At 70.1% G+C, this 25,343-nt stretch carries 26 protein-coding genes, 2 tRNA genes and 1 pseudogene; 6 read left to right on the forward strand and 23 right to left on the reverse strand.

Annotated elements, in window-relative coordinates; translation table 11 throughout:
- Window positions 1-78: 78 nt before the first annotated feature.
- The 18 genes from ABD295_RS16600 to ABD295_RS16685 all read right to left on the reverse strand — a co-directional run bounded on the left by ABD295_RS16600 (window position 79) and on the right by ABD295_RS16685 (window position 14,967).
- Window positions 79-642, reverse strand: a complete 564-nt coding sequence (locus tag ABD295_RS16600) for a flavin reductase family protein (protein WP_344304917.1) — start codon at window positions 640-642, stop codon at window positions 79-81.
- A gap of 94 nt (window positions 643-736) precedes the next feature.
- Window positions 737-1,336 (reverse strand): VOC family protein, encoded by a 600-nt coding sequence (locus tag ABD295_RS16605; RefSeq protein WP_344304918.1) that lies wholly within the window; start codon window positions 1,334-1,336, stop codon window positions 737-739.
- Between the two features lie 65 nt (window positions 1,337-1,401).
- Window positions 1,402-2,106 carry an amino acid ABC transporter ATP-binding protein gene (locus ABD295_RS16610; protein ID WP_344304919.1) on the reverse strand — a complete coding sequence of 235 codons (705 nt, stop codon included), beginning with the start codon at window positions 2,104-2,106 and terminating at the stop codon, window positions 1,402-1,404.
- A gap of 103 nt (window positions 2,107-2,209) precedes the next feature.
- Complete coding sequence (locus ABD295_RS16615; protein WP_344304920.1) at window positions 2,210-3,412, reverse strand: M20 family metallopeptidase; 1,203 nt, start codon at window positions 3,410-3,412, stop codon at window positions 2,210-2,212.
- Window positions 3,409-4,125, reverse strand: a complete 717-nt coding sequence (locus ABD295_RS16620; RefSeq protein ID WP_344304921.1) for a GntR family transcriptional regulator — start codon at window positions 4,123-4,125, stop codon at window positions 3,409-3,411. The genes ABD295_RS16615 and ABD295_RS16620 overlap by 4 nt, the downstream gene beginning before the upstream one ends.
- A 70-nt stretch (window positions 4,126-4,195) precedes the next feature.
- Window positions 4,196-5,425 carry a metal-dependent hydrolase family protein gene (locus tag ABD295_RS16625; protein ID WP_344304922.1) on the reverse strand — a complete coding sequence of 410 codons (1,230 nt, stop codon included), beginning with the start codon at window positions 5,423-5,425 and terminating at the stop codon, window positions 4,196-4,198.
- Window positions 5,426-5,489: 64 nt separating this feature from the next.
- Window positions 5,490-6,152: an ectoine/hydroxyectoine ABC transporter permease subunit EhuD gene (gene ehuD, locus ABD295_RS16630; RefSeq protein WP_344304923.1), complete on the reverse strand. Its 663-nt coding sequence runs from the start codon at window positions 6,150-6,152 to the stop codon at window positions 5,490-5,492.
- Window positions 6,149-6,817, reverse strand: coding sequence for an amino acid ABC transporter permease (locus ABD295_RS16635; RefSeq protein WP_344304924.1), 669 nt, complete (start codon window positions 6,815-6,817; stop codon window positions 6,149-6,151). Before ABD295_RS16635 ends, ehuD begins: the two co-directional genes overlap by 4 nt.
- Before the next feature lie 45 nt (window positions 6,818-6,862).
- Entirely contained in the window at window positions 6,863-7,792 is a 930-nt protein-coding gene (locus ABD295_RS16640) for a transporter substrate-binding domain-containing protein (RefSeq protein ID WP_344304925.1), read from the reverse strand.
- A gap of 62 nt (window positions 7,793-7,854) precedes the next feature.
- Window positions 7,855-8,271 (reverse strand): cupin domain-containing protein, encoded by a 417-nt coding sequence (locus tag ABD295_RS16645; RefSeq protein WP_344304926.1) that lies wholly within the window; start codon window positions 8,269-8,271, stop codon window positions 7,855-7,857.
- Between the two features lie 850 nt (window positions 8,272-9,121).
- Window positions 9,122-9,197 (reverse strand) — tRNA-Ala (locus tag ABD295_RS16650).
- A 91-nt stretch (window positions 9,198-9,288) separates the two neighbouring features.
- Window positions 9,289-9,756, reverse strand: a complete 468-nt coding sequence (locus ABD295_RS16655; protein ID WP_344304928.1) for an SRPBCC family protein — start codon at window positions 9,754-9,756, stop codon at window positions 9,289-9,291.
- A 48-nt stretch (window positions 9,757-9,804) separates the two neighbouring features.
- Window positions 9,805-10,626, reverse strand: coding sequence for a divisome protein SepX/GlpR (gene sepX / locus ABD295_RS16660; RefSeq protein WP_344304929.1), 822 nt, complete (start codon window positions 10,624-10,626; stop codon window positions 9,805-9,807).
- Window positions 10,627-10,729: 103 nt separating this feature from the next.
- The gene (locus ABD295_RS16665) at window positions 10,730-11,311 is read right to left on the reverse strand and encodes a GNAT family N-acetyltransferase (RefSeq protein WP_344304931.1); all 582 of its coding nucleotides are present in this window, start codon (window positions 11,309-11,311) and stop codon (window positions 10,730-10,732) included.
- A gap of 23 nt (window positions 11,312-11,334) precedes the next feature.
- Window positions 11,335-11,835, reverse strand: a complete 501-nt coding sequence (locus ABD295_RS16670) for a MogA/MoaB family molybdenum cofactor biosynthesis protein (protein ID WP_344304933.1) — start codon at window positions 11,833-11,835, stop codon at window positions 11,335-11,337.
- The gene (gene moaC, locus ABD295_RS16675; RefSeq protein ID WP_425574104.1) at window positions 11,832-12,299 is read right to left on the reverse strand and encodes a cyclic pyranopterin monophosphate synthase MoaC; all 468 of its coding nucleotides are present in this window, start codon (window positions 12,297-12,299) and stop codon (window positions 11,832-11,834) included. Before moaC ends, ABD295_RS16670 begins: the two co-directional genes overlap by 4 nt.
- Window positions 12,300-12,326: 27 nt before the next feature.
- A complete protein-coding gene (glp, locus tag ABD295_RS16680; RefSeq protein ID WP_344304934.1) occupies window positions 12,327-13,568 on the reverse strand; it encodes a molybdotransferase-like divisome protein Glp in 1,242 nt (413 codons plus the stop codon).
- A complete protein-coding gene (locus tag ABD295_RS16685; RefSeq protein WP_344304935.1) occupies window positions 13,561-14,967 on the reverse strand; it encodes a UTP--glucose-1-phosphate uridylyltransferase in 1,407 nt (468 codons plus the stop codon). The genes glp and ABD295_RS16685 overlap by 8 nt, the downstream gene beginning before the upstream one ends.
- Window positions 14,968-14,989: 22 nt before the next feature.
- On the opposite strand from ABD295_RS16685, the gene ABD295_RS16690 reads away from it, so the two are divergent.
- Window positions 14,990-15,634, forward strand: coding sequence for a 5-formyltetrahydrofolate cyclo-ligase (locus ABD295_RS16690; RefSeq protein ID WP_344304936.1), 645 nt, complete (start codon window positions 14,990-14,992; stop codon window positions 15,632-15,634).
- A gap of 15 nt (window positions 15,635-15,649) precedes the next feature.
- On the opposite strand, the gene ABD295_RS16695 is transcribed toward ABD295_RS16690, so the two are convergent.
- On the reverse strand, window positions 15,650-18,355 hold the full coding sequence (locus ABD295_RS16695) for a penicillin acylase family protein (protein WP_344304937.1): 2,706 nt from the start codon (window positions 18,353-18,355) through the stop codon (window positions 15,650-15,652).
- Between the two features lie 126 nt (window positions 18,356-18,481).
- Here ABD295_RS16695 and ABD295_RS21265 point away from each other — a divergent pair.
- The 3 genes and pseudogenes from ABD295_RS21265 to ABD295_RS16715 form a co-directional block, all read left to right on the forward strand.
- Window positions 18,482-18,784 (forward strand): annotated as a pseudogene (locus tag ABD295_RS21265) (FmdB family zinc ribbon protein); the annotation flags it as partial.
- A gap of 135 nt (window positions 18,785-18,919) precedes the next feature.
- Window positions 18,920-19,633: a Flp pilus assembly protein CpaB gene (cpaB, locus tag ABD295_RS16710; RefSeq protein ID WP_344304938.1), complete on the forward strand. Its 714-nt coding sequence runs from the start codon at window positions 18,920-18,922 to the stop codon at window positions 19,631-19,633.
- Between the two features lie 57 nt (window positions 19,634-19,690).
- Entirely contained in the window at window positions 19,691-20,095 is a 405-nt protein-coding gene (locus ABD295_RS16715) for an MscL family protein (RefSeq protein ID WP_344304939.1), read from the forward strand.
- Window positions 20,096-20,104: 9 nt separating this feature from the next.
- Here ABD295_RS16715 and ABD295_RS16720 read toward each other — a convergent pair whose 3' ends face one another.
- The 3 genes from ABD295_RS16720 to ABD295_RS16730 form a co-directional block, all read right to left on the reverse strand.
- The gene (locus tag ABD295_RS16720; RefSeq protein WP_344304940.1) at window positions 20,105-20,281 is read right to left on the reverse strand and encodes a hypothetical protein; all 177 of its coding nucleotides are present in this window, start codon (window positions 20,279-20,281) and stop codon (window positions 20,105-20,107) included.
- 37 nt (window positions 20,282-20,318) lie between these two features.
- Complete coding sequence (locus ABD295_RS16725) at window positions 20,319-21,563, reverse strand: LCP family protein (protein ID WP_344304941.1); 1,245 nt, start codon at window positions 21,561-21,563, stop codon at window positions 20,319-20,321.
- A 158-nt stretch (window positions 21,564-21,721) separates the two neighbouring features.
- A complete protein-coding gene (locus ABD295_RS16730; protein ID WP_344304942.1) occupies window positions 21,722-22,546 on the reverse strand; it encodes a serine hydrolase in 825 nt (274 codons plus the stop codon).
- Between the two features lie 33 nt (window positions 22,547-22,579).
- Between ABD295_RS16730 and ABD295_RS16735 the strand changes: the two genes are divergently transcribed.
- Both ABD295_RS16735 and ABD295_RS16740 read left to right on the forward strand, forming a co-directional pair.
- Window positions 22,580-22,655: transfer RNA gene (locus tag ABD295_RS16735), tRNA-Arg, on the forward strand.
- 468 nt (window positions 22,656-23,123) lie between these two features.
- Window positions 23,124-24,119 (forward strand): LysR family transcriptional regulator, encoded by a 996-nt coding sequence (locus ABD295_RS16740; protein WP_344304944.1) that lies wholly within the window; start codon window positions 23,124-23,126, stop codon window positions 24,117-24,119.
- A gap of 28 nt (window positions 24,120-24,147) precedes the next feature.
- Here ABD295_RS16740 and ABD295_RS16745 read toward each other — a convergent pair whose 3' ends face one another.
- A complete protein-coding gene (locus tag ABD295_RS16745; RefSeq protein WP_344304945.1) occupies window positions 24,148-25,332 on the reverse strand; it encodes a saccharopine dehydrogenase family protein in 1,185 nt (394 codons plus the stop codon).
- Window positions 25,333-25,343 lie beyond the last annotated feature (11 nt).

Here is a 25,343-nt window from a genome sequence, read left to right on the forward strand (position 1 = left end):
CTTTCTGTGCGTGGTGGAGGTTGGACATCATCCGAGGCAGCTGCGCCCCAGGGCCGCCGCCGGAGGCGACACAGCCGCTCAGCCGACCTGGCGAACGAGACGGTGGTAGGCGCGGTTCCAGTACACGAGCGCGGATCCTTCGCGGCTGCGCCCGGCGACCATCGTTCCGATGACGATTTGGTGGTCGCCCGACTCGACGATGTCCTGGACCACGCACTCGGCGAACGCCAGCACACCATCCAGACGTGGCGCGCCGGTGTGGTATCCGGGCGTCCAGGACACACCGGTGAACTTGTCGAACCGGTTGGAGGCGAAGCGCGCGGACAGCAAGGACTGGTCGTCGCACAAGAAGTTGACCCCGAAGCGGCCGGACTCGCAGATCGCGTCGAGTGTGTACTTGCCGCGCTGGAGACAGACGAGCAGCTGCGGAGGGTCGAGCGAGAGCGCCGTGACGGCGCTCACGGTCATGCCGACCGGCAGCCCCATGTGATCCGAACACGTCACGATCGTCACGCCCGTGGGGAAGGTCCCGAACACGGCGCGGAACGACTCCCCACTCGCGACCGTGGTCCCCGCGATCGGCTGGCGCTGTGCTGCGGCGACAACCCCTGCGGGAACCCTCTCGGTGAGATTGGCGGTCACGCGGCTCTCCTTCGGTCGGACGAGTAATTGGATCTTGGGAGCAGCATGCTGCATGCAATTGCTGATGTCAAGGAAATCTCCCCCGACGCAGCGCTCAGCGAAGGGCCACCAGCCCGTGGGTCCCCTGCACGACGACTTCGAGTGCGGGGGTCACGCCCCAGACCAGGGCAGGCCGGACACCGAGTGCCACCAGCAGCCGACGGATGCGCGCCGGCTGGGGGTGGCTGAGCCTGAGACCGACCAGGTCGACGCGCGGCAGGTTCGGTGCGGGATGATCCGTGGTCCCCCAGTCCACGAGGAACGGGACGACCCCGTCCTCGAGGACGTCGGGGCGTTCGGTGAGCCGCACCCGGACCTCTCCTCCCGCGGCAGCGCGGCGCAGTTCTCCGACCTCCCCCAGTGGCGCACCGGCCGCGTCGGCTCGGGTCCGTGCCGCCTCGAAGTCGTCGGCCGTCACGGCCCACGTCACCAGGCGACTGGGACCGAAAGCCTTGTCCAGGCCGAAGAGTCGCGGCTGATCCGGCTCCGGTTGGGCTTCGTCTACGGCGATGACCTCGAGGTAGCAGGTGTCGCCGAGGCCGACCAGGTAGTTTCGGGTGCCCCGCCCGATGTGCGCGCCGCCCTCGACCGGTCGAGTGCCGAGAACCTCGTGGAGGTCATCCACTGTCTGGTCGAGGTCACGAGTGGCGATCACGAAGTGGTCGACCGTGGCGCGCGGGGTCGCGTCGGCCGTCTGCGTTCCCGTCGTGCAGCGAGACCTCAATGGTTCAGTACGGCGCGCAGGAAGTTGCGCGTGTGGGGGTTGGTGGGGTTCTCGAAGATGACCTCGGGTGGCGAGTCCTCGGCCACGACACCGTCCTCCATGTAGATGACGCGGTTGGCGACGTCGCGGGCGAACCGCATCTCGTGCGTCACCAACAGCATCGTCATCGACGTCTCGGTGGCGATGTCACGGATGACGTTAAGAACCTCTCCGACCATCTCCGGATCCAGTGCGGAGGTCACCTCGTCGAACAGCATCACTTGCGGCCGCATTGCGAGCGCGCGCGCAATCGCAACACGTTGCTGCTGACCGCCCGACAGACGACTCGGGTGTTCGTCGACCTTGTGCCCCAGACCCACCTTCTCCAGCAACGCCACCGCAGCCGCGCGCGCCTCGTCCTTAGGCTGCTTGAGGACCTTCACCGGCGCCTCCATGACGTTCTGCACCACTGTCTTGTGCGGGAAGAGGTTGAACTGCTGGAAGACCATCCCGATGTTGCGTCGCACCTCGGCGATGTGTCGCCGGCTGTCCGGCACATAGCCGTTGTCCGTGCGGCGTACGCCTAGGGGCACGCCTCCGACCTCGATCACGCCGGCGTCGGGTCGTTCCAGCGTCATCACCAGCCGCAACAGGGTCGTCTTGCCCGAACCGCTGCGACCGATGAAGGCGACCTTCTGTCCGGCCGGGATGTCGAGGTCCACGCCACGAAGGACGTGGTTGTCCCCGAACGACTTCGTCAGGCCGCGGATCGACAGAGCCGGAATCTGGGTCTCGGCGGGCTCGAGCTGCCCCGTGTCCACGGCACTAGGCGTTGAGAGCTCCATGGATAATCCCTTCGTAGACCTTGGTTGTCGCTGTCACGGCTGAGAGAGAGACCCACTCGTCGGGTTGGCCCGAGAGCGAGGGATAGTCGTCTCCCTCGGTGGCTGCCGCGGCGTACGGGCCGAACATGACGGTGGGAATCCCGAGGTCCCGCGACAGGTAGTGGGCGTCCTGGAAGCCGGCGGTTGCCCCGAAGCGGACCGGCGAGCCGACGGTCGCCTCGTAGGCACGCTGACAGATGGCGACGATCGGGCTGTCGACCGGTGTCTCCATCGGGTCGACCGATCCGGCCAGCTCGACGCTGGTGTGGCAGTCGGGACTGGTGGCGGCGCCGATGGCGCGGATCTCGTCGACCAGCTGGGCGGTGTCCGCGTCCGGCAGATGCCGTAGGTCGATCTCGGCTGTGCACCGGTCCGCCACCACGTTGATCTTGTGGCCACCCGCGACGAACCCGATGTTGAGGGTGTTGTCCGGCAGCAGCGGATGCTGAGTGCGCCTCAGCGTCGTTGGGGCCCATTCCTGGAGGGCGGCCAGCCAGGAAACCATCCCGTTGATGGCGTTGCGGCCGAGCCAGGGGCGCCCGCCGTGTGCTGACCGCCCGGCAGTTTCGAGTCTCAGCCACAAGGCACCCCTGTGCGCCAGGTACAGCTCAGTGCCTGTGGGCTCGCACACCACGGCAAAGTCTGCACGCAACCGCTGGTCGACCAGCCGCTTAGTACCCTGCACTCCGCCACAGACCTCGTCGGCCACGGCCGTGAGGACCAACTCGCCGCGATCGCGGTCGGTCGCCGCGTAGTTCACGGCCGCGGCGGTCATGGCGGCGAGCCCGGCCTTCATGTCCTCGGCACCTTGACCGTAGAGCCGGTCTCCGACGACCACGGCGCCGAACGGGTCGACCGTCCAGCCGCGCCCGGGTGGCTGCACATCCATGTGGCCGTTGAAGAGGAGCGTGGGCCCTGGTCCGAAGCGTCGACGGCCGATGACGTTCGCGCGGTCGGAGTCGAACCTGTCGATCTCGACCTCGAAGCCGGCCAGGCGCCAGACCTCGCCCAGGTACTCGGCCACGGGCAGCTCGCCTCCCGGGGGATTGGTCGACGGGATTCTCACCAGGCTCGAGAGCAGCTCGACGAGCTGGTCCTGTCCCGGACTGACGGCGGAGCGCGGCTCCGCACCGGCGTGGCTCATCGGCGACCATCCTCGTCGATCTTCGCGATCAGGCGCTGGGCGTGGCGGGACACGTGCTCGTTCATCGCGGCCTCGACACCCGCTGCGTCGCGCTCGGTCACCGCGCGGACGATCCGTTGCAACTCCTCGTACTGCCTCTCGATCTCGGCCTGCGAGGTGATGTGCTCCCCATAGACGTTGCGGATCCGCACCAGATGAAGCTCCAGGTTGCCCAGGAACGTGCTGAGGAGCTCGTTGTCGGCGCGCTCGGCGAAGAGCCGGTGGAGCTTGGCGTCGAACTCGAAGACCGCCGACTTGTCCGCAGGTCCCCCCGCCTTCGACAACGCCTCGAACGCGACTGAGAGTTGGGACAGGTCGGTGTCGGTCAGGTTGGCAGTGGCGTCCGCGGCGGCGCGCGCCTCGAGCGCGGTCCGCACCCCGTACACGTTTCGGACGAACTTCGAAGTGAGCACCGCGACCCGAGGAGCCTTGAAGGGCTCGGACTCCACGAAACCGTCCTGCTCCAAAGCCGTGAAAGCCTTGCTCACGGGCGACCGGCTGACGCCCAGGTAGTCGGCGAGCGCCGCCACGCTGATCACCTGCCCACTCTTCAGCTCGTTGGTGATGATCATCTGCTTGATGGCGTTGTAGGCCTCGTCGACGATGCGGGCACGCGGCGGAATGCTCGCGGCCGGCGTGCCTCGGCTGACGAATCTCTCCGGAACCTCGGTCAAAGCTCTGCCTTCTCTCCATGAAGCGGCTGTCCTGTGCGCCGAGGTCTGGGGGTCACCCTGACCCGTTGACTTAGAAGTCATGCTGGATCACTATTCCGTCCTTGAGGATGCCGCGCAGCCTTCTCGGATCGAGGAGGACACCGATGTCCTCGCACGGGTTGCCGTCGAGGATGAGCAGATCCGCGAGCGCTCCCTCGGCAACCACGCCGAGCTCGCCTTCCTTCTGCAGGATCTCGGCGTTCACCACCGTGGCGGACTGGACGAGCTGGAGCGGGCTCTGCACCTGGGCCCGCAGCTCGAACTCGGTCATCTGATAGGGGTGGATGATCCCCTCCAGGTCGGTCCCGAACCCGACCGGGACACCCGCCCGACCGCAGATCTCGATCCCTCGAAGGCCTTCTGCGATCACGTGGGTCATGATGTCCCGCACCTCGTGACTGATTCCCAGTTCGTCGGCGTGGCGGAGTCGACCGTCGAGCGCGGACAGCGTCGGGACGAGATAGGCCCGGCCGGCGATCTTCTCGGCCACGGCCTCCGTGATCAGGTTGCCGTGCTCGATGGTCCTCGCGCCGGCCTCGACAGCGCGCAGGATCGAATCGGCGGCATAGGCGTGCGCCATGACATAGGTGCCGACCGCCGCGGCCTCGTCGCAGGCCGCCTTGATCTCCTCCACGGTGAAGTGGGAGAACGCTAGCGGCACTCCGCCGGCGATGCCGCCTCCCGCGAAGATCTTGATCTGGTCGGCGCCCCGGCGGAGCTCCTCGCGAACGGCGGCGCGGACTGCGTCGACGCCGTCGGCCACGCGGCTCATCGAGCCCAGCGAGTGGGTGCAGTAGTCCGGGAGAGCGACCTCTTCCAACTCTCGGAAGTCACCCTGGCCGCCGGTCTGCGCCAACCCCTTGCCTGCGATGAACAACCGGGGGCCCGGGAGCAACCCGGTCCGGACGGCCTCGGCCAGGCCCCAGTCCGCGCCTCCGGCATCCCGCACCGACGTGAACCCACGCATGAGCATGTCGCTCAGGATCGACGCCGCCTTGGCGGTCAGGAGCGTGGACGACTGCTTGGGCAGCATGGACAGTTTGAGGTCCGAGGCCATGACGTGCACGTGCGCGTCGATCAGCCCCGGCATCACGACCCGGCCTCCGACGTCGACGCGGTCGGCATCTCCGGCTCCGGCAGAGCCCGCGATCTCACGGATCCGCCCGCCCTCGATCCGAATGGCGCGATCGCTCTCCACGTCGCCCGTGCGGACGTCGAGCACCGCACAGTTGACGAGGGTGAGTGAGTGGTCGTTGGTCATGGGGCGGCTCCCGGGTCTGGTCGAGCGGCACCTCGGGCGAGGCACCGGGGTCGGAGGGTGTTCATCACACGCGCCCGTTGGTGGCCAGCCGACGGTCGACGAGCGACAGGAGGAGGGCGCTGACCAGGCTCATCGCCAAGAAGAAGACGCCCACCATGATGATCGGCTCGGTGTACTTGTAGGTCCGCCCGCCGGCGTTCATGGCCTCGGACAGGATCTCGGCAACGCCGATGGTGAACAGCAGCGGCGAGTCCTTGAACATGCCGATCATGAAGGTCCCGAGCGCCGGCACCACCCGGCGTACGGCCTGGGGGATGATGATGCCGGCCCACGTGTGGAGGGCTCCCAGGTTGAGGGCGCGGCTGGCTTCCCACTGGCCGCGGGGGACGCTGTCGATGCCGGCTCGGTACGTCTCGGAGACGTACGCCGCGTACTGCAGGCCGAGCGCCGCGACTCCGGTGGCGAAGACCGGCAGCGAGATCCCGACCTGCGGCAGGATGTAGTAGAGCGCGAAGATCTGGATCAGCAGCGGGGTGTTCCGCAGGAACTCACCGACCCACCGTGCCGTCATGCGGACCGGCCGGAACGGCACGTACCCCATGACGCACAGCACGAGGCCGACGACGCAGGCCGCGACCATGCCGAGCAGCGTGGCGTAGACCGTGATGAGCGCCCCGCTCGCCAGGTCGGGGAAGATCTCGCGGGCGTACTCCCAGTCGAAGGTCATGCGTTCACCCTGTGGACGTGCAGACGACGGGACAGATGGCTCTCGGCCACGCGGAACATCCCGGAGAAGATGAAGGACAGCGCGAAGTAGATGAGGAGGATCATCAAGTACAGGGTGTCTCTGTGTCCGTCGACTAGGGCGATCCGGTTGGCCTCGGCGGTGAGCTCGGTGACCGCGATCAGGGATGCCAGGGCGGTGGCCTTGAGCAGGATCACTTGCAGGGTCGCGAGCGAGGGCAGCATCATCACCAGGGCCTGAGGGAGGATGATCCGCCGCAAGGCCATCCCCGGTGGCATGCTCAGCGCCACCGAGGCCTCCATCTGGCCCTTCGGCACGGACTCGATCGCCCCGCGGACGACATCGGCGCCGTACGCGCCGATGTTCACGCCGAGTCCGATGGTGGCCGCTTGGAACGCGGTCAAGGGGATCGCGAACAGGGGTAGCACGTAGAAGCAGAAGAAGAGCAGGACCAGTGCCGAGACACCGCGAAAGAGCTCGACCCAGCATCGCGCCGCCCAGCGCACTCCCCTGTGCCTGCTGGTCAGGCAGATCCCGAGGGGAAGGGCGGTGGCGAGTGCCACCGCCCCCCCGGAGAGAGCCAGCACGATCGTGGTCAGCGCACCCCGCGCAAGGTCAGGGGCGTAAGCCTCCAGGACTGCCCACATGTGAACCTCCGGCTCGGCTGGTAGGTGATCGACGTGTCGGCGCAGCTACTCTGCGCTGCAGAGATCCTCGGCGGTGAGGTCGGCCGGCGGGATGTTGTCGGGGCCGAACCCGAACTCCGCCATGATCTCCTGGTAGGAGCCGTCCTCACGGGCCTGCGCCAGCCACTCGGTGTAGGCCTCACGCAGATCTTCGGACTCCTTCGGGAACACGGTCCCGCCGTAGCCGACAGCCGGGTTCCCCCGCACGTCGATCGGGGGCTCGGTCAGGTCGACGTACTCGACGCGGTCGGAGTCCAACGCCTCCAGCGTCGACTTCAGACCCATCTGCTGCTGCGCCATCACGTCCACCCGACCGGCACCCAGTGCCGCGGCGGCGTCGGCGTACGACGGGTAGATCTTGATGCGGTCCTCGGGAACGCCCGCCACCTCGGCGTACTCGATCTCGGCGACGCCGCTGGACGTGGCGTAGACCGCGTCGCTGTCGACGACATCCTGGTAGCTGGTGATCCCCAGCGGGTTGCCCCGGGCCACGGCGAAGGCGGTGTTCATCTGGTACTCAGGAGGGCCGAAGTTCGCGATCTCGCAGCGCTCGGGGAGGATGTACATGCCGGCACCGACGATGTCGTAGCGATCCGCCTCGAGACCGGGGATCAGGCCTGCGAACTCGACGACCTCGCCCTCGACCTCCACGTCGTGCTCGGCGAAGAACGCCTTCAGGAGCTCCATCGCGGTGCCCGTGAGCTCGCCGCCTTGCTGGTAGGCGTACGGCGCCTCGTTGGCGTACCCGACCTTGATCACGCCTGCTTCCTTGATGTCGTCGAAGGCGGAGCCGCCGCCCCCGCCGTCTCCTCCGCCTCCCCCACAGGCGGCAAGTGACACGGCCAGGACGGCCGCGACCAGCGATCGGGCGGCCGAGCCGCCCGCTCGGCGCCGGCGGTCGGACGTCGATAGTGAACTACTCAGGATCCTGCGCATGCACTCGTTCTCCGTTCAGGGGTGGAATGGGACGATCCGAGAAATCCGGGGCAGCCGATGGCTCACTCGTCGTAGACGAGGCCGATGTCGGCGTACTCGGCGTGGGAGATACCGAAGAGCAGCTCGACGGTCTCCGTGCCGGTGGCGCGCAAGGCATGGGTGACGCCGGCGGGGATGTAGAACACACTGCCGCGCTTGGCGGGGTGGTCGACGCCGTCGAGGTGGACGAGGGCTTCTCCCGCGAGCAGCAGGTACCACTCCGATCCAGCGGGGTGGTGGTGCTTGATGTGGTAGTCACCCGGTTCGAACCGGCAGATGCCGATGTGCACGTCGGGTGCGCCCGTGAGGGAGCCGGAGATGAGCTCGAGGATCCGACCGTCCTCACGCGAGTCGATGTTGTCGGCATAGTCGCGCAGAGCCACGAACTCGTCGTCGAGCAGTGAGAACTGGGCAACGTGCCCGCGGGCGGTCTGGCGCATGTGGTCGGTCCCGTCGAATCCGCGTGGACCGGCGCAGAGATCACACCGCCGGCCCTCTGACTAACATTGCATGTAAGATGCAGCATGGTGCACACAGCCGAGCGTGTCAATGGCCATGACGACACCGGTGGGCAGTCACTCCCGGGCCGCGGGGGAAGGCCACCTACCCGATCAGCCCGCCTTTGCGCTCGGCATGTGGGGCCTCCCTTTCGGCGTGAGGAACTCGTCGCCTTCAGGTGGAGTCCTGAGGCCGGACTCGACCACTCATGTCGACGACGCTTGACTGACGTTCCAGGACAGGCGAACATAGGTCTCCCTTCGCGGGTCGGCTCCCTCCCATTTACATTCGCCATGGCTCCGCCAAGCCGCCGGTGCGCCGTCCTTGTGGATAACTGCGGTTGACGTGCTGCTGTGGATCGTTCAGGTGAGCACCCGGAATTGCGAGCGGCGGTTGCCGTGCAGTCGTCACGCTGGTTCGCGATGGTCCCCGCAAGTGGAGCGGCGTTGGGGGCTCGTGCTGGTCTACAACTGGCGGTCGGGCATCCCGGACGCTGCGACGCGTGAGGCGCTTGTCTTTGCTGAAGAGGTCGCGGTAGGCGGCAACCACTCGGACCTCCGCCAATCTAGCGCGACTATAGATCTCTTCCGTCGCCCAACGGCCGGACTGCGCTCCAAGCACTCGCCCTCAGGCGCTCGATGCCAGTCGCGATGACCAGGAGACTGGGCGGAATGGGCGACTCCTCGATCGAGGGGGTACGCCGGGGGTACGCGAACCCGAAGAACGCTTGACATAACTGATGAGTGAAAGGGAGCGGCTCAAACAAAACCGCAGGTCAGCGCGGTGTGCGCGTGGTGGAGCTGAGGGGATTCGAACCCCTGACCTTCTCATTGCGAACGAGACGCGCTACCAACTGCGCCACAGCCCCAGCCGCACCAGTCGCCTGATGCGAGTGGCAACGGTATCAGCCGATCTGGCCCCTTCCGAATCGACCGCCGGGGTTGCTAGCGCGACGGCAATCAGGCGCGCAGGGTGGTCTCGACGCGCTCGAGGGCGAGCGCGGCGTACCGGCGCCACATCCAACCGAAGACCGGCATGAGGGGGCGCCCAGGCAGGGTCGGGTGGAGGGTCCAGTCCCAGCCGATGCGCACGCCGTCGCGCTCGGGCGCCACCGACCACACCCCGTCGACGGTGTCAGCCAGGATCTTGAGCGGCCCGGTCACGTCGCTGAGCACGTAGCCGAAGTGGCGCGGCCGGTCGACCGAGGTGAGGGTCTCGAGCAGGGTGCCGCCGTCGGCGAGCACGATGGTGCGGGTCTGGCCGACCGTGCCCCAGTCGCCGTCCTGGCCGCGCACCTCGCGCACCGCCGACAACGCCAGCGCCCGCCGGTCGAAGAGCTGGGGCAGCGGCGCCGCGATCAGCGCGTCGTACGCGTGGGGCGCGGTCACACCGCGCACGAACCGGGATGCCTCGACGTGATAGCTCATCGCTTCGAGGCTAACCCTCGGCGGCGACGCCCGGGATCGGCCGAGAGGTCAGGATCCGACGACGCGACGGCCGTCGCCACCCTCACGACGGGTGCGCCCCTCGCGGCCCTCGCGCTCTGCGGCGTCGGCCTCACGGGCGATGGCGCTGTCGGACTCGGAGCGGCCCGACGACCACACGCCGGTGGCGTCGAGGTCGATCGTGCGGACAGTACGACGCGCCGTCGACTTCGACACGTACGTCGGCAGCGTCATCGGCAGCGGGTCCCAGAGCGCGGGATCGGTCCCTTCGTCGACGGCGACCTCGACGACCATCGGCGCCGGCGACGCCATCGTGTCCTCGAGCGGCGAGTCGCCGTCGGGAGTCTCCATGATCGCCTGCTCGACGAGCTCCTCCACCGAGTGCGCCTCGATGAGGCGGGTAGGCCGCTGGCGACGCTCGGACTTGACCATCAGCCGGCACGCGACCAGCCACGCCACGAGCAGCCCTGCCGGGGCGGCCTGCCACCACCAGCTGATGAGCGACATCGCGGCAACCACGGCGGCGGCGGCGTTGACGACCAGGAGCAGCCCCAGCACGCGACGACGACGGCGGGCCGCCATGGCTGCGGACTCTCGGCGTTGGCGGGCCTCGGCAAGGAGCGACCCCTTCGCCGTCGCGACCGGCGGAGCGGCCGAGCGGGTCGGCGTCACCACCAGCCGGGTGTTGCGGCCGTTGACCGGCTCGCGCCGGGCCAGCACCCGCATCCGGTGGGAGAACCGCTCGACCGACCGGCTGCGCACGACCTCGTCGTGGTGCTGCAGAGCCTTGGGGATGAGGTAGGCGGCCCAGGCGACCGCGAGGGCCACGAAGATGAGTCCGCTCAGTTCCACGACTCAGAGGTTAGGAGGGCGCGGCGTACGACGCCCGCAGGCGGCGCCGTGTGTCGCAAGAAACTCGTGTGACTGGTGTGGTTCGTCGACAGATCGAGCCGAGTCAGGTGACCGCGGCGTCGAGCCGCGCCTGCAGACCGCCTTCTGGGCACTCCTCGACGGTGATCGCGTAGAGACGGTGGTCGCGCCACGCGCCGTCGATGTGCAGGTAGCGCCGCGCGTAGCCCACCTCGGGGATCCCGAGCTTCTCCACGACCCTCAGGGAGTTGGAGTTCTCGGGGCGGATCGCGATCTCGATGCGGTGCAGTCCCGCCGTGAAGAAGCAGTGGTCGATCGCCATCGCCACGGCGCGGGGCATCACCCCGCGGCCGGCGTACTTGAGGTCGATCCAGTAGCCGATGGACGCGAACTGCGCGGACCCGCGCACGATGTTGCTGACCGTCAGCTGTCCGGCGAAGGCGCCGTCGACGTCGATGGCGAAGGGGTACGCCGACCCGTGCCGGGCGGCCCGGCGCAGCGTCCGCACCAGGGCACGGAACGACGCCGGCCGGCCCTGGCCACCTGGCGGGACCGTGGCGTCCCACGGCGAGAGCCAGTCGGCCGAACCCTGCCGGGCCGCCCGCCACGCCGCGGCGTCGCTGTAGGCGAGCGGCCGCAGCGTGATCGCACGGGACGTGAGGACCACCGGCCAGGCGTGCGCGGGCCCGTTCAATGGTCGCTCCCGACGATCTGCTCGACGGCGTGCCGCAGCCACGGGCGCAGCACCGCGAGCCCGTCCTTCACACCGCCCCGCGATCCGGGGAGGTTCACCACCAGGCAGTCGCCGACGACCCCGGCGACACCGCGTGAGAGCACTGCGGACGGCACGCCGGCCGCGACGCCGGCGGCCCTGATCGCCTCGGCGATCCCGGGCACCTCCCGGTCCAGCAACGGCCGCGTCGCCTCCGGGGTCCGGTCGGTGGGCGTCAGGCCGGTGCCCCCAGTGGTGAGCACGACACGCGCCCCGGCCGACACGAAGGCCGAGATCGCCTCGCCCACCGGGTCGCCGTCGGGCACCACCTGGGGGTTGCCGACGACGAAGCCCAGCTCGGCCAGGAAGTCGGTGATGAGCGGCCCGGTCGTGTCGTCGTACACCCCGGCCGCCGCGCGGTTCGACGCGACCACGACTCCTGCGGAGAGCCCCGTGGCGTCAGGGCCGCCGGGGGTCATCTCGACCAGTCCCCGCTCTTGCCCCCGGACTTGGTCTCCACGCGCACGTCGGTGATCACGGCGCCCTTGTCGACGGCCTTGACCATGTCGATCACCGTCAGGGCGGCCACCGACACGGCCGTCAGCGCCTCCATCTCGACGCCGGTGCGGTCGGTGGTGGAGACGGACGCCGCGATCTCGACGGCGTCGTCGGCGACCACGAGGTCGACGGTGACCGACGACAGCATCAGCGGGTGGCACAACGGGATCAGCGACGGTGTCTGCTTGGCGCCCATGATCCCGGCCAGCCTGGCCACAGCCAGCGTGTCGCCCTTGGGTACGCCGGCACCGCGCAGCAGCTCGACGACGGCCGCCGAGACGAGCACCCGGCCCGAGGCCGTCGCCGTGCGCGCGGTCACGTCCTTGCCGGACACGTCCACCATGCGAGCCGCGCCGGACTCGTCCACGTGCGTCAGCCGGTCCACGGCTAGAACCCTAGTGCTTGAGTCGGCTCAGAAGTCGTGGTCGAGCAGCAACACGTCGACAGCCGAACCCGCGGCGACGTACGTCTCGTCCTCGGGCACCACGACCAGCGCGTCGGACGCGGCCAGGTCGCCGATCAGGTGCGAGCCGTGACCGCCGACCGGGGTGACACTGCCGCCCCCACCGTCCTGCTCCCACTCCGCACGGACGAACTGACGCCGTCCCTTCGGCGACCTGATGTCACGGGTCAGCCGGCCACGGACCACGGGCCGCGACACCGGGCGGCGACCCATCATGGTGCGCAGGGCCGGCAGCACGAACATCTGGAAGGAGAGGTACGACGACACCGGGTTGCCCGGCAGCGTGAAGATCGGGACCTCCTTGTCCCCCACGACCCCGAAGCCCTGGGGCTTGCCCGGCTGCATCGCGACGCCGCCGAACCACACCGTGCCCAGTGGTGACAGCGCTTCCTTCACCACGTCGAAGTCGCCCTGCGACACACCGCCCGACGTGACCACCAGGTCGGCGCGCACCAGCTGGTCGGACAGCGCGTCGAGGAACAGCTTCGGCTGGTCCGGGACGATCCCGACCCGGTAGGCGATCGCGCCGGCCGCCTTCACGGAGGCGGCGAGCAGGTAGGAGTTGCCGTCGTAGATCGAGTCGTGCCCGAGGTCGGTGCCGGGGTCGCGCAGCTCGGACCCGGTGGAGATCACCACGACGCGCGGGCGCGGTCGCGCGAGCACCGTCGCGCGACCGACCGCCGCGAGGAGGCCGAGGTGCCGGGGACCCAGCACCGTGCCGCTTTGGACGAGCAGGTCGCCCTCGGTGACGTCCTCGCCGGCCGGCCGCACGTGCTGGCCGACCGCGGGCGCCTGGGTGATCGTCACCTTCGCGACACCGCGGTCGGTCCACTCGTAGGGCACGACCGCGTCGCAGCCCTTCGGCACGGGCGCCCCGGTCATGATCTTGGCCGCGGTGCCCGGTGAGAGCGCGAGCAGCCCGGCCTGGCCGGCGCCGATCTCGCCGACGACCGGCAGCACGACCGGTGTCTCCTCGCTCGCGCCGGCGACGTCGGCCGCCACCACGGCGTACCCGTCCATGCCGGAGTTGTCGAAGCTCGGCAGCGGGATCGGCGACACGACGTCCTCGGCGGCCGGGAGTCCGAGCGCATCGAGCAGCGGCTGGGGGTACGCCGGCAGCGGACCCACCGCGGCCAGGATCCGCGTGAGGTGCTCCTCGACCGAGACGGTGCCCGCGTGCGGCTCAGCCATCTGCGACGCCGGCCGGAGCCCGCTCCCCCAGCGTGCTGTCGGCGTCGACCCGCTGCGCGCCCGACTTCTCCGGGAGCTCGGCCTTGCCGACGACCCGGACGCCGTGACCGAAGGTCCAGTCACCGCCGACCTTGAGCGACTGCGCCTGCTTGAGCGAGGGCGCACCCTCGGGGAAACGCTTGTCGAAGTCGCCCACGAGCTTGTAGTAGTCGACATCGAGCTCGACGTAGGGCACCTCGTCGGCAGCCTGGTCGAGCACGAAGTCGCGGCCGATGTCGTAGACGTCGGAGCGCAGCACCAGCAGGTCGTTGGTGGTCTTGACCGGCACGAACCGGTCGCGGCCGACCTCGATGGTCCGTGAGTCCGCGAAGAGCTCGATCGCCGCGCCCATCGCGGTCTCGACCTGGATCACCTTCGGCGTCGACGCGTCCGCCGGGTCGACGGTCTTGACGTTGCGGATGAGCGGCAGCCCGAGCACGCCCTCACGCGCGCGCAGCGTCTCGCGCATCGCGACCAGGTCGAACCACAGGTTGTTGGTGGAGCAGAACTTGTGCCGGTCCAGGTCGGCCAGGGCGTCCTGGTCCTCCTTCAGCGTCTGGGCCGTCTCGCGCAGAACGATGCGGCCGTCCTGCTTGCGGCGGGCGAAGTGCCCGCCCTTCTTGTCGGAGGGGGTACGCCGCACGGCCTCGATCGCGAAGGGCGCCCCCGAGCCGGCGAACCAGCCGGCGACCTTCGGGTCGGGGACGGCGCCGAGGTTGTCGGAGTTGGAGACGAAGGCCGTCTTGTAGCCGGCCTCGACGAGGGAGTCGAGCAGGCCGGTGCCGAGCAGCGCGGTGTAGATGTCGCCGTGGCCGGGCGGACACCACTCGAGGTCGGGGTCCTTGGGGAAGTCGACCGGCTCCAGGGTCTTCTCGAGCAGCTTGGGCACCTTGTTCTGCAGGAACTCCAGCGGCAGGCCCTTGACGGCCAGGTCCTCGTAGCGCGCGAGCGCGTGCATCGTGTCCGCGCTGGTGCGGAAGGAGTCCATGAAGATCAGCGGCAGGGTCGCGTCGTGCACCTTGCGGGCGTGCAGGACCTGCCGGGCGATGATGTCGAGGAAGGACAGGCCCCGGCGCACGCACAGCAGCGACTTGGCGCGGTCCATGCCCATGGACGTCCCGAGACCGCCGTTCAGCTTGATCACGACGGTCCCCCGCAGGGCCTCGCTCGCGGCTTCGTCATCGACCTCGACGTCGGCCAGCGACTCCATCTCGAGCGGGTCGATCGTGGACTCCGGGATCATCCCGGTCTCGCCGTGCTCGAGCAGCCGGTAGTAGTGCGAGAAGACCTCGATCGCGGTCGGATCGACGCCCGCTCGCTGCATCTTGTCGCGGGCGCGGTGCAGGCCAGGGGAACCCATGCCTCGATCGTAGGCTGACCTCGTGCCTACGCAACACGAGGGCCGACCCGGGCCCTCCCCCGACGTCCCCGATCTCGCCGCCGCGAAGACGGCGCTCCGCGACCAGCTCGTCACCGCGCGCAACCGGCTGTCGGTGGCGGAGATCGCCGAGGCCGCCGAACGCCTCGCAGCACACGTCCTGGACCTCCCCGAGGTACGCCGCGCGGCCAGCGTCTCGGCGTACGTCTCCGTGGGCGAGGAGCCCGGCACCTCCCGCCTCCTCGACGCCCTCCTAGCAGCGGGCAAGCGGGTCGTCCTGCCGCTGACGATCAGCGATCGCACCGAGGAGGGCCGCTTCTTCCTCGACCTCGACTGGGCGGTCTACACAGGGCCCGCGTCCCTGGCCCCGGCGCGCTACGGGCTCCTCGAGCCGACCAGCCCGCCGCTCGGCCGCGACGCCATCGCCACCCCCGATGCCCTGCTCCTGCCGGGCATGGCGGTGTCGGCCCACGGCTACCGCATCGGCAAGGGCGCCGGGTGCTACGACCGCGCCCTCTCGCGGGTCCCGGTCGGCACCTTCACCTGCGTGCTGCTGTACGACGACGAGGTCGGTCGCGACGTACCCGTCGAACCCCACGACCGGTCCGTGCTCGCCGCCGCGACCCCGTCAGGAATCACGCGCTTCTAGCCCTACGACGGCTGGTCAGCCGCCGCTGCTGTCTTCTTCGTCCGTGGCCCGTGTGAGCGTGAGCGTGTCCGACGCCGCCTCGTCGACGGCCTCCTGCGTGAAGGGCCAGGGCAGGGTGTCCCCCTCGACCCAGAGGTCGGTCTGGTCGACGTAGTGGCCGGACGCCGGGTGGCCGGAGACGCCGGTCATCGAGATCCAGCGCGAGGCGTCGAGGTCGCCGAGGTCGACGACCATCCGCATCGACGGAGAGCTGTCGACCTCGTAGCCCTCGGCGGCGTCCCAGGCCGTGGCGTCGACGACGGCGTTGCCGCCGCCGACCTCGTAGCCCTCGCGGTTGACGAGCCACTCGACGAACCCGATGCCGGACTCGCCCAACGTCGAGGTGCGCAGGTCGAGCCGGTGGAGGTCGCCCCACGTCCAGTCGTCGGCGTCGAGAGCCAGCTGGCGGGTGAGCTCGTCGCGCGCGTCCTCCATCGCCTGGAGCAGGACGTCGTCGCGGGTCTCGACCACGTCGTCGGTCGTCACGTCGTCCCACCAGGTCGCGCCGGGGTCACGGAGCAGCCCGGTGACGGCCGCGAACCAGCGCTGACCGCCCTCCGGCCACAGGGACTCGCGCAGCTCGTCGTGGAAGGTGAGCCGCAGCAACGCGCGCCAGACCGCGTTGTAGTACGCCGCCGCCGCGCTGCCCTCGCCGGACGCAGGCTGCCGGAAGTCCCAGCTGCGCAGGAGGTCCTGACCGTCGCGGTAGTAGCGGTTGGGCAGGCCGTCGACGTCGAGGAGATAGGGCACCAGGGTGCGTGCCATCGGGTTGACCGAGTCGTTCTGGATCGCGCCCATCTCCGCGACCGACACGCTCGGATCCGCCTCCAGTCGCTCGCGGATCCGGGTCGAGCGGTAGCCGCGGTCCCAGTCGTCGGTGAGGTAGTAGGGGTAGTCGGCGTCGATGACCGCCTGGTTGGCGGCGACGACGAACCCCTCGTCGGGATCGAGCACGTGCGGCAGCGCCTCGAACGGCACCACCTCGTCGGTCCAGTCGTTCTCCGGGCGCCACCCCTTCACGGGGACGGACCCGTCGTTGCCTGACTGCCGGATCGGGATCAGCCCCGGGGACTGGTAGCCGATGTGGCCCTCGCGGTCGGCGTACACCATGTTCTGCGACGGCACCGCGAAGTCGCTGGCGGCGGCCCGGAACGAGTCCCAGTCGGTCGCGATGTTCAGCGCGAGGATCGCGTCGGCCGTCGTCGTCGGCTGGAGCGCGGTCCAGGCGAGCGAGACGGCGTAGTCGTCCTTGGCCCCGGCGGCGTTGGCGCCGACGGTGGCCAGGTCGCTGATCACGTCGGACAGCACCGGGCCGTGGTCGGTGCTGCGCACTCTGACCTCGACGTCGTCACCACCGCGCACCTCGATGGTCTCGGTGCGCACCTCCATCGGCTGCCACTGGCGGTCGTAGCGCCACTCGTCGTCGCGCACCTTCTCGAGGAAGAGGTCGGTGACGTCGGGGTTGAGGTTGGTGAAACCCCAGGCGATGTCGGCGTTGTGGCCGATGATCACGCCAGGCACGCCGGAGAAGGTGAACCCCGCCACCTGCATCGGGCAGTCCTCCGACACCGTCCGGCAGTGCAGTCCCATCTGCATCCAGATCCCGGGCAGGGAGATGCCGAGGTGCGGGTCGTTGGCCAGCAGCGGCGCGCCGGTCGCGGACCGCTCCGCACCGACGACCCACGAGTTGCTGCCGATCCCGTCGCCCCGCCCGACCAGCGTGGGCACGGCGTCGAGCGCAGCCTGCACGCGCGCGAACGCGTCCCCCGCCTGGGCGAACGCCGGTGGCGGCCGCTCGGGGTTGCGGGTGCCGCCTGTCGCGGCCTGGTCGAAGACGCCGTCGACGACCGCGCCCGAGCTCACGATGGGCGGGCTCGCCTCGAAGTCGTACGCCGGGTAGAGCTGGGCCACCTCGGCTGGCGTGTGGTCGACCCCGGTCAGGACCCGGCCGATCTCGTCGTCCATGTTGCCCTTCAGGTCCCACGCCATGGCCTTCAGCCAGGCCAGGGAGTCGACCGGCGTCCACGGCTCGGGCGTGTAGTCGAGGCCGCCGACCTCGAGCAGGGTGTACTCCACGGCCAGCTGGCTCGGCGTGCGCGACTCGAGGTAGGCGTTGACGCCGGCGGCGTACGCCTCGAGCGCCTGGCGGGTCTGCGGCTCGACCACGGCCAGCTCGCGCTCGGCGACCCGGCGCCAGCCCATCGTCCGGATCACCCGGTCGGTCTCGACGGTGTCCTCGCCGAAGAGCTCCGACAGCCGCCCGCTGGTGACGTGCCGCCGCACGTCCATCTCGAAGAACCGCTCCTGCGCGTGCACGAAGCCCTGGGCCATCAGCAGGTCGTCGAGTGAGTCGGCGTAGAGCTGCGGGATGCCGTTGTCGTCCCGGAGCACGTCGACGGGCGCCGAGAGCCCGGGCAGCTCGAGCTCGCCGGCGTACTCAGGCAGCGGCCTGCGGACCACGACCACACCGGTGACCGCCACGACCAGGAGCAGCAGCACCAGCCCGAGCGCGACGTACGCCGCCCACCGCGCCGACCGGGGCCAGAGCCGGAACACCTTCCACCAGTACGACACGCCGCGCTTGCGGTTGCGGCGCACCTCGGAGGCGACGACGAGGCCCGGGATGCCCAACCCCCGGCTCGGGCTCTGCGGGTCGGGCGATGCGTCAGGGGGCTGGGTCATGGTGGGGAACATTGTGCCCGCGGCCCGCTCATGCCCACCCCGCCCGCCCTGTACCATCTGGCAGTCAACCCCGGCGAGTGCCAGCCGTCCCCGGCGGCCGCACCAAGTGAGAGTGAGCTAACGCGCGTGCCGACCTACCAATACGCCTGCACCGAGTGCGGCCACCGGTTCGAGGCCGTGCAGAGCTTCCACGACGACTCGCTCACCCACTGCCCCGAGTGCGACGGGCGGCTGCGCAAGGTCTTCAACGCGGTCGGCGTGGTCTTCAAGGGATCCGGGTTCTATCGCACCGACAGCCGGTCCACCTCGGAGAAGTCCGCCGCGTCGGCCTCCTCGGGGTCGTCCGGGTCCTCCGAGTCGTCCAGCTCCGGCTCCGACAAGTCGTCCGGCTCGTCCTCGGGTTCCGACAAGGCATCCAGCTCGTCGACGAAGTCCGAGGGCGCGTCGGGCTCCAGCGGCTCGGCCTCGTCGAGCTCGGCCTCGTCGAGCTCTTCGGGTGCGTCCGGCTCCTGACCCTGTGGAGGACGGCGGCGGCCGGCGAGGGTTCCGCCTAGCGTGCGAGGCATGCACGACGCCTCGGGACGTCCCTCCGACTCCAGGGCCGACTCCAGGGCCGACTCCAGGGCCGACTCCAGGGCCGACTTCTGGGACCAGCTGACCCGGCGCTGGGCTCGGCGCCGGCTCCTCGCCCGCCGCGCCGTGCTGGCCCGGCGCCGACCTCTCGCGGCCATCTGCGCCGGCGTGGCCGTCGTCGCGGCGCTGCGGGTGCTCGCCCCCGCTCCGGCCACCACCGTGCCCGTGCTGGTCGCCGCCCGCGACCTGGCCGCGGGGTCGGTCCTGACGGCCGACGACCTGACAGCGGCGGCGTACTCCCCCCAAACGGTCCCCTCACGTGTCGCCGGCGACCCGATCGGCAGGGTCCTCGCGGCCCCGCTGCGCCGCGGCGAGCCGGTCACCGACGTACGCCTGGTAGGCCCCTCGCTCACGGACGGGTACGACGGCCTGGTCGCCGTCCCCGTGCGACTGCCCGATGCCGGGTCGGTGGCGCTGCTCCAGGTCGGCGACCACATCGACCTCGTGGCCACGGATCCCGAGACGAGCGCGGCCCGCACCATCGCCCCGGGGGTCCCGGTCGTGGCGCTCCCGCGCTCCGACGAGCAGGCCGACGGCGCCGGCATCAGCGGACGGCTGATCGTGGTCGGAGCCTCCCGAAACGTGGCCGAGGAGATCGCGGCCGCAGCGGTGGGCGACTTCCTCAGCTTCGCGTTCGCGCAGTAGTTTGCAGGAGCACCTGCGCCAGCCGGCGCGACTCGGCGCTTCAGAAGGGGATCCCTCATGACCGGCTTCAAGAACTTCATCCTGCGAGGCAACCTCATCGAGTTGGCCACCGCGTTCATCATGGCGACGGCCTTCGCCGCCGTGGTGACCGCGACGGTGACCCTGCTCATGGACCTCATCGGCAAGGCCGGGGGCACTCCCGACTTCTCCACCTACAGCCCCGGGGGCGTGTCCGTCGGCGCCTGGCTGACCGCGCTGATCTCGTTCGTGATCATGGCGGCGGTCGTCTACTTCTTCATCGTGATGCCCTACACGAAGGTGAAGGACCGGCTCTTCCCCGCCGAGGAGGCCGGCACCCCTGCTGACGTGGCCGTGCTGGAGGAGATCCGCGACCTGCTCCGGGCGCAGGCCGGCGGCACCAGCGGTGTGGGCGGCGTCGGGACCACCCCGCCCAGCGCCTGACCTGTCGGGTCAGTCGCCGCCGTGGTGCGGCGGCACCTGCGCGCGCAGCCACGCGTCCGTGCCGGACTCGTCGGTGGGCTTCTCGTCCCGGTCATCCGACGTCGACTCGGGCAGCACGTCGCCGAAGACGGCAGCCAGCCGGCGCCGGCGCTCCCAGTCGGCCTCGTCGCTGCGGGGGGTCGTCACCCGCTCCACCTCATGCGCCCCGCCTCATCCGCCTGCCTCATGCACACAGCCCGGCTTCGCGTGCCGCCTCCGCGGCGTCCTCGCTCTGCGGTGAGCCCGAGGCCGACGACGGCGAGTCCGAGCCGGCACCGCTGGAGCCGCTCGAGCCGGAGCCCTGGCTCGGCACGTTGCCGGCCGAGATGGCCTGGCTCGACTGGCCCCGCGACAACGGCTGGTCCTTGAGGATCCGCTTCCAGACGTCGTCGGCGGCCGGGAGCCAGCGGATCCGGTTGGGGTCGTCGGGGGCGTAGTCGGACGGGATCGTCATGAACTGGATCTTGTCGAGCCCGATGTCCTTGAACTCCAGGCCCAGCTTGGCCAGCTTGCTGAGGTTGCCCAGCCCCTTGTCGACGGTCAGCGACTTCGTCGCTGCGTCGAGGAAGTTGAAGAGCCGGACGGGGTTGGCGAGCGTCCCGGCGGACACGACCTTGTTGGCCATCGACGCCATGAACGCCTGCTGACGCTTGAGCCGGCCGATGTCGGAGCCGTCGCCGACGGCGTACCGCTGCCGCACATAGCTGAGCGCCTGCTTGCCGCTGATCTCACGGGTGCCGGCGGGGAGGTAGATGCCGTGCGCCCGGTCGTCGACGGTCTCGGGGATGCACACCTCGACTCCCCCGACCGCGTCGACCATGTCCTGGAAGCCCACGAAGTTGAGCACCACGTAGTGGTCCACGAAGATCCCGGTCTCCTCCATGAACTGCGAGACCGTGCAGCCCGGGCCGGCGAGACCGAACGCGGCGTTCCACATCTGGTCGGTGCCGCCCGGCACGACGGTGCCGTCGGGCTTCTTGCAGTCGGGACGCGTCACCAGCGAGTCACGCGGGATCGAGATGCCGTAGGCGCGCTTCCGGTCTGCCGAGAGGTGGACCAGGATCGTGGTGTCGGAGGCGTTGCCGCCCGCTTCGTTGTCGATCGCGCAGCCGTCGCAGTCGCGGGTGTCGCTGCCCATCACGAGGATGTTGAGCGGCTCCTTGGGCCCCTCGACCTCCTCCTTGGCCGGCGGCTCCTCGACGAACGCGTCGGTGATGTCAGCCGTGGTGATGTTGCCGCTCAGGTGGCGGTAGGCATAGGTGACGGCGAGGCCGGTCACCATGCCGAGCAGCACGACCGAGGCCGCGACGACCTTCAGGACCGTGTGCTTCTTCTTGACCTTCCCCCGGCGTTTGGGTCTGCCGTCGGAGGCATCCGCTGCCGAAGCGTCGGTCGTCCCATCACCTGGCGCGGCAGGGGAGTCGGACATGCAGGGTGCTCCGGTGGTGTGGACATCGGTGGACATCGGGGTGACATCCATTGGGACGTCACGCGGCCACGATTGGTTGTCAAGACGGCCGTATCAGGCTGAATCTACCGACCTTCTCAAATGATGACGGCGGGGTCCAGAGGCCGCCAAACCGTCGTTCACCCCTCCAGGGCCAGCCGCAGCTCCCTGCCCACGCCCCGCATGGCGGCGAGGACGGCGCCGACGCGTCCGCCCTCCGGGTCCGGGAGTGAGGTGTCCCACGCGCAGAGCACGGCGTACGACGCCGTCCGGCCCCGCCACGTCACCGTCCCGGCGTCGGCGCGGACCCCGTCGTCGGCTCCCGTCTTGTGCGCCAGTCGTCGGTCGCCGCCGAGCGGGTGAGCGAGGGGATCGAGATCGAACCCGCCGGCGACCATCGACAGGTCGACGCCCGTCGCCAGCCACCCCAGCACCCGCCCGCTGACCGCGCTGCTCACCACCTCGCCCATGGCGAGCCGGTGGAACAGCCGCGCGTGGTCGCGGGCGCACCCCCCGCTGAGGGTGCGGGGATGCTCGGGCAGTCGCTGGTCGCGCACCACGTCGTGGAGGGTCGAGCCGCAGGGGGCGAGCGCCGCCGCACGGCGGCGTACGGACCCCAGGCCCACGGCCTCCATCAGCACGTTGGTGGCGAGGTTGTCGCTGACCGCACCCACCAGGGCTGCGACGTCGACCAGCGGCAGCGCGTCGACCGCGAGGTGCTGCCACAGGCCCGAGTCGGCCACCGGCTCCACCGTCCGCCGGGCGTGCAGCTGGTTCGCGTCCAGCTCGCCGGCCTCGATCCGGACGGCCACCTCGACCAGCACGAACACCTTGGCGAGGCTCGCGGTCGGCAGCAGCAGCTCGGGATCCCGCGAGGCGATGACCTCGCCTGCAGCGTCCAGCACCTCGATGCTCCACCGCGTCCCTGCGGGAGCAGGCAGGTCGACAACGGAGTCCAGGAACATCCTGCGAAGATACGGTGCAGCACTTCGGTGCACGCCCCAGTAGCTCAGCGGATAGAGCAGCCGCCTCCTAAGCGAAAGGTCGCAGGTTCGACTCCTGCCTGGGGCACCAGATGAATTCCGGGCCGAGCCGGTCGGAGCCACGCGCTCACGCGAAGGAGCGGCGTAGGGCTGCGCGCCGAGATCCGGTCCTCGCGTCATGGGGTAACCCGAGGCACGGCCTCTGACGAGCCCATCGCGGAGATGACGATGGTCGAGCCGCGTGCCGGCGCCGTAGGCGCCACGCACGCAATCTCGGCGCGCAGTGGAGACCCGGGATTTGCACGTGAGCCCCCGCACACGCGGACCCCGAGGCCCCGAAGGAGGGACGCAGCCAGCTACCTACGCCAATAGAACCCGACTGCGTCCCTCATGGATAAGTGTTCGTCACGAGATCTCATCTGTCCCCTCCCAACCACCCATAACATTCCCGTCATGGGGCCCATTGCGCCCCTTCCCGTGAGTCCGATGCGCCGGAGCAGCGGGACCAGATCCGCACGAGTGACCGGGTCGACGGCGACCGACGGCCTAGCATTCCGCCGTGGCCCTGGAGATCCGGCACCTGCGCGTCGTGGTCTCCATCGCCGACCACGGAACGCTCGGCGGTGCGGCGCGGTCGCTCGGCCTGGCCCAGCCGGCCGTCTCGAGCCAGCTGAAGCGGATCGAGAAGCTCGTCGGAGCCTCCCTGTTCACGCGCGGCCAGGGCGGCGTCCGCACCACTGCAGCGGGGGCTCAGGTGGTCGACCGGGCCCGGCAGGTGCTCGCGGAGGTGGACTCGCTGAGCGGCGAGCTCGAGTCGCTCGTGCAAGCCCCCGGCGACGTGCTGCGGATGGGCGGCCTGTCCGCGGTCGCGTTCACCCGCTTCACCGCCCGCGCCGCGAAGCAGCTGCGCCGACCGCTCGACGTGCGCGTCGACATCTCCACCGCCGAGCTCACCGACTGGCTGGTGGGCGGGGAGGTCGACGTGATCCAGGCGGGCGTGCACGTCGGGTACGACGACGTACCTCCCCCGGGCTTCGAGCAGTGGACCTACCTCGAGACCGAGCCCTTCATGGTGGCGCTGGGTTCCGACCACCCGCTGACGGCGATGAGCGAGCTGCGCCTCGAGGACCTCGCCGGCGAGCCGTGGCTGCTGCCGCGGGGCCGGCCAGACGGCAGCCTTCCGGCGTTCCTCGACGCCTGCCGGGCGGCCGGCTTCCAGCCCGACGGTCAGGTCGACCCAGGTGCGCTCGACTACAGCACCCCGTGGATCACCGAGCACGGCGCCCTGGCCGTGACGACCGCGGCCGGGCAGCCGCGGCTCGGTGTCACGGTGCGCCCGCTGCGCGGCAACCCGATCTCCGGACGGCTGGTGGTCCGGTGGAACCCGCAGCGGATCTCACGCGACGAGATCGCCGACATCCGCGACCTGCTCGCCTCCAGCCTGGTCGACCAGGTGGCGGAGAGCAGCGGCTGGGCCGACTGGTGGAGCCGCTACCCCGAGCACCGGCCGGTGCTCTCCCCCGACCTCGCGGAGCGGTTAGCCCCCGACTGGTAGTCAGCGGACGAAGCACGCGGCGGCTGGGTCAGGCCACGACCTCGAAGGTGATGCCCGCTGCCTGCAGACGGGCCAGCAGCTTGTCGCCCATCGCCTGCGCCGTCGTGACCTGGCCGGCCGTGGGCGGGTTGTCGTCGAAGGCCAGGCAGAGGGCGGACTCGGCCAGCATCTTCGCCGTCTCGCCGTAGCCCGGGTCGCCGCCACGCACCCGGGTGTGCAACGTCGTGTCACCCTGCTCGGCGACGAAGTCGACCTTGAACCACGAGCGCTCGCGACGATCCTCGTCCGGCCCGGTACCTGCGGGCAGGCGGCGCATCAGCAGCTCACGCAGCGGCTTCACCTGCGCGGCAAGGCCCAGCGCTCCGATGGTGGCGGCTCCGCCGACGGCGTACGCCAGGGTCTTGGTGCCGGCGTAGTGCGAGTAGCGGAAGTCAGGCCCGTACGTCGCCAGCGCCGCACCACTCCGCGCCACGATGAGCGGGTCGATCGTCGGCAGCGGCAACAGGTAGTAGCCGAGGACGGGGTCGCGGCGCGGCTTGGCCGGGACGGAGCGCGAGCGTCGCCCCTCGGGTCGGGGCTCGACCTTGCGCCGCGCCGCGCGCGCGGCACCCGCCTCGCGCACCCTGGCCATCCCTTCGAGGGCGGTCTGGAACGTCCCGCCGGACGGCTGCCCGTTGCTGCGGACGACGCCGCGCAAAGCGATCGGCTCGTCGTCGGAAAGCTGCTGGACGGTGAAGTAGGCGCCGAGGTCGTGCGGCACGGAGTCGAAGCCGCACGCGTGCACGATCCGCGCGCCCGACGCCACGGCGGTCGCGTGGTGCGCGGTCCACATCCGGTCGACGAACTCCGCCTCGCCGGTGAGGTCGACGTAGTCCGTGCCGGCGCCGGCGCAGGCAGCGACGAGGTGCTCGCCGTACTTGAGGTAGGGGCCGACCGTCGTGATCACGACGCGGGCACGCTTTGCAAGCACCTCGAGTGACGATGGGTCCTCGACGTCGGCCGTGAGCAGCTCGAGGTCCGCCAGCCCTGGCCGCTCGGGGTGGTCGGCGGCGAGTCGAGCGCGCACGGCTTCCAGCTTGGCCGCGCTGCGGCCGGCCAGCGCCCAACGCAGGTCGGCGGGACCGTGGGCCGCAAGGTAGTCGGCGGTGAGGGCGCCCGTGAAGCCGGTGGCGCCGAGGAGGACGACGTCGAGGTCCGCGTCGGGGTGGGGCACCCGCTCACTCT

Origin of the sequence: Nocardioides bigeumensis, assembly GCF_039531755.1 — a bacterium.
GTDB classification, from domain to species: Bacteria; Actinomycetota; Actinomycetes; order Propionibacteriales; family Nocardioidaceae; genus Nocardioides; species Nocardioides bigeumensis.

Excerpts from the sequence above, each read along its gene's own strand:
- ABD295_RS16615 (WP_344304920.1), bottom strand. The coding sequence starts at position 3,412 with ATGAGCCACGCCGGTGCGGAGCCGCGCTCCGCCGTCAGTCCGGGACAG.
- ABD295_RS16625 (WP_344304922.1), bottom strand. The coding sequence starts at position 5,425 with ATGACCAACGACCACTCACTCACCCTCGTCAACTGTGCGGTGCTCGAC.
- ehuD (WP_344304923.1), bottom strand. The coding sequence starts at position 6,152 with ATGACCTTCGACTGGGAGTACGCCCGCGAGATCTTCCCCGACCTGGCG.
- ABD295_RS16635 (WP_344304924.1), bottom strand. The coding sequence starts at position 6,817 with ATGTGGGCAGTCCTGGAGGCTTACGCCCCTGACCTTGCGCGGGGTGCG.
- ABD295_RS16640 (WP_344304925.1), bottom strand. The coding sequence starts at position 7,792 with ATGCGCAGGATCCTGAGTAGTTCACTATCGACGTCCGACCGCCGGCGC.
- ABD295_RS16645 (WP_344304926.1), bottom strand. The coding sequence starts at position 8,271 with ATGCGCCAGACCGCCCGCGGGCACGTTGCCCAGTTCTCACTGCTCGAC.
- ABD295_RS16655 (WP_344304928.1), bottom strand. The coding sequence starts at position 9,756 with ATGAGCTATCACGTCGAGGCATCCCGGTTCGTGCGCGGTGTGACCGCG.
- ABD295_RS16670 (WP_344304933.1), bottom strand. The coding sequence starts at position 11,835 with ATGACCCCCGGCGGCCCTGACGCCACGGGGCTCTCCGCAGGAGTCGTG.
- glp (WP_344304934.1), bottom strand. The coding sequence starts at position 13,568 with ATGGCTGAGCCGCACGCGGGCACCGTCTCGGTCGAGGAGCACCTCACG.
- ABD295_RS16685 (WP_344304935.1), bottom strand. The coding sequence starts at position 14,967 with ATGGGTTCCCCTGGCCTGCACCGCGCCCGCGACAAGATGCAGCGAGCG.
- ABD295_RS16695 (WP_344304937.1), bottom strand. The coding sequence starts at position 18,355 with ATGACCCAGCCCCCTGACGCATCGCCCGACCCGCAGAGCCCGAGCCGG.
- cpaB (WP_344304938.1), top strand. The coding sequence starts at position 18,920 with ATGCACGACGCCTCGGGACGTCCCTCCGACTCCAGGGCCGACTCCAGG.
- ABD295_RS16715 (WP_344304939.1), top strand. The coding sequence starts at position 19,691 with ATGACCGGCTTCAAGAACTTCATCCTGCGAGGCAACCTCATCGAGTTG.
- ABD295_RS16725 (WP_344304941.1), bottom strand. The coding sequence starts at position 21,563 with ATGTCCGACTCCCCTGCCGCGCCAGGTGATGGGACGACCGACGCTTCG.
- ABD295_RS16730 (WP_344304942.1), bottom strand. The coding sequence starts at position 22,546 with ATGTTCCTGGACTCCGTTGTCGACCTGCCTGCTCCCGCAGGGACGCGG.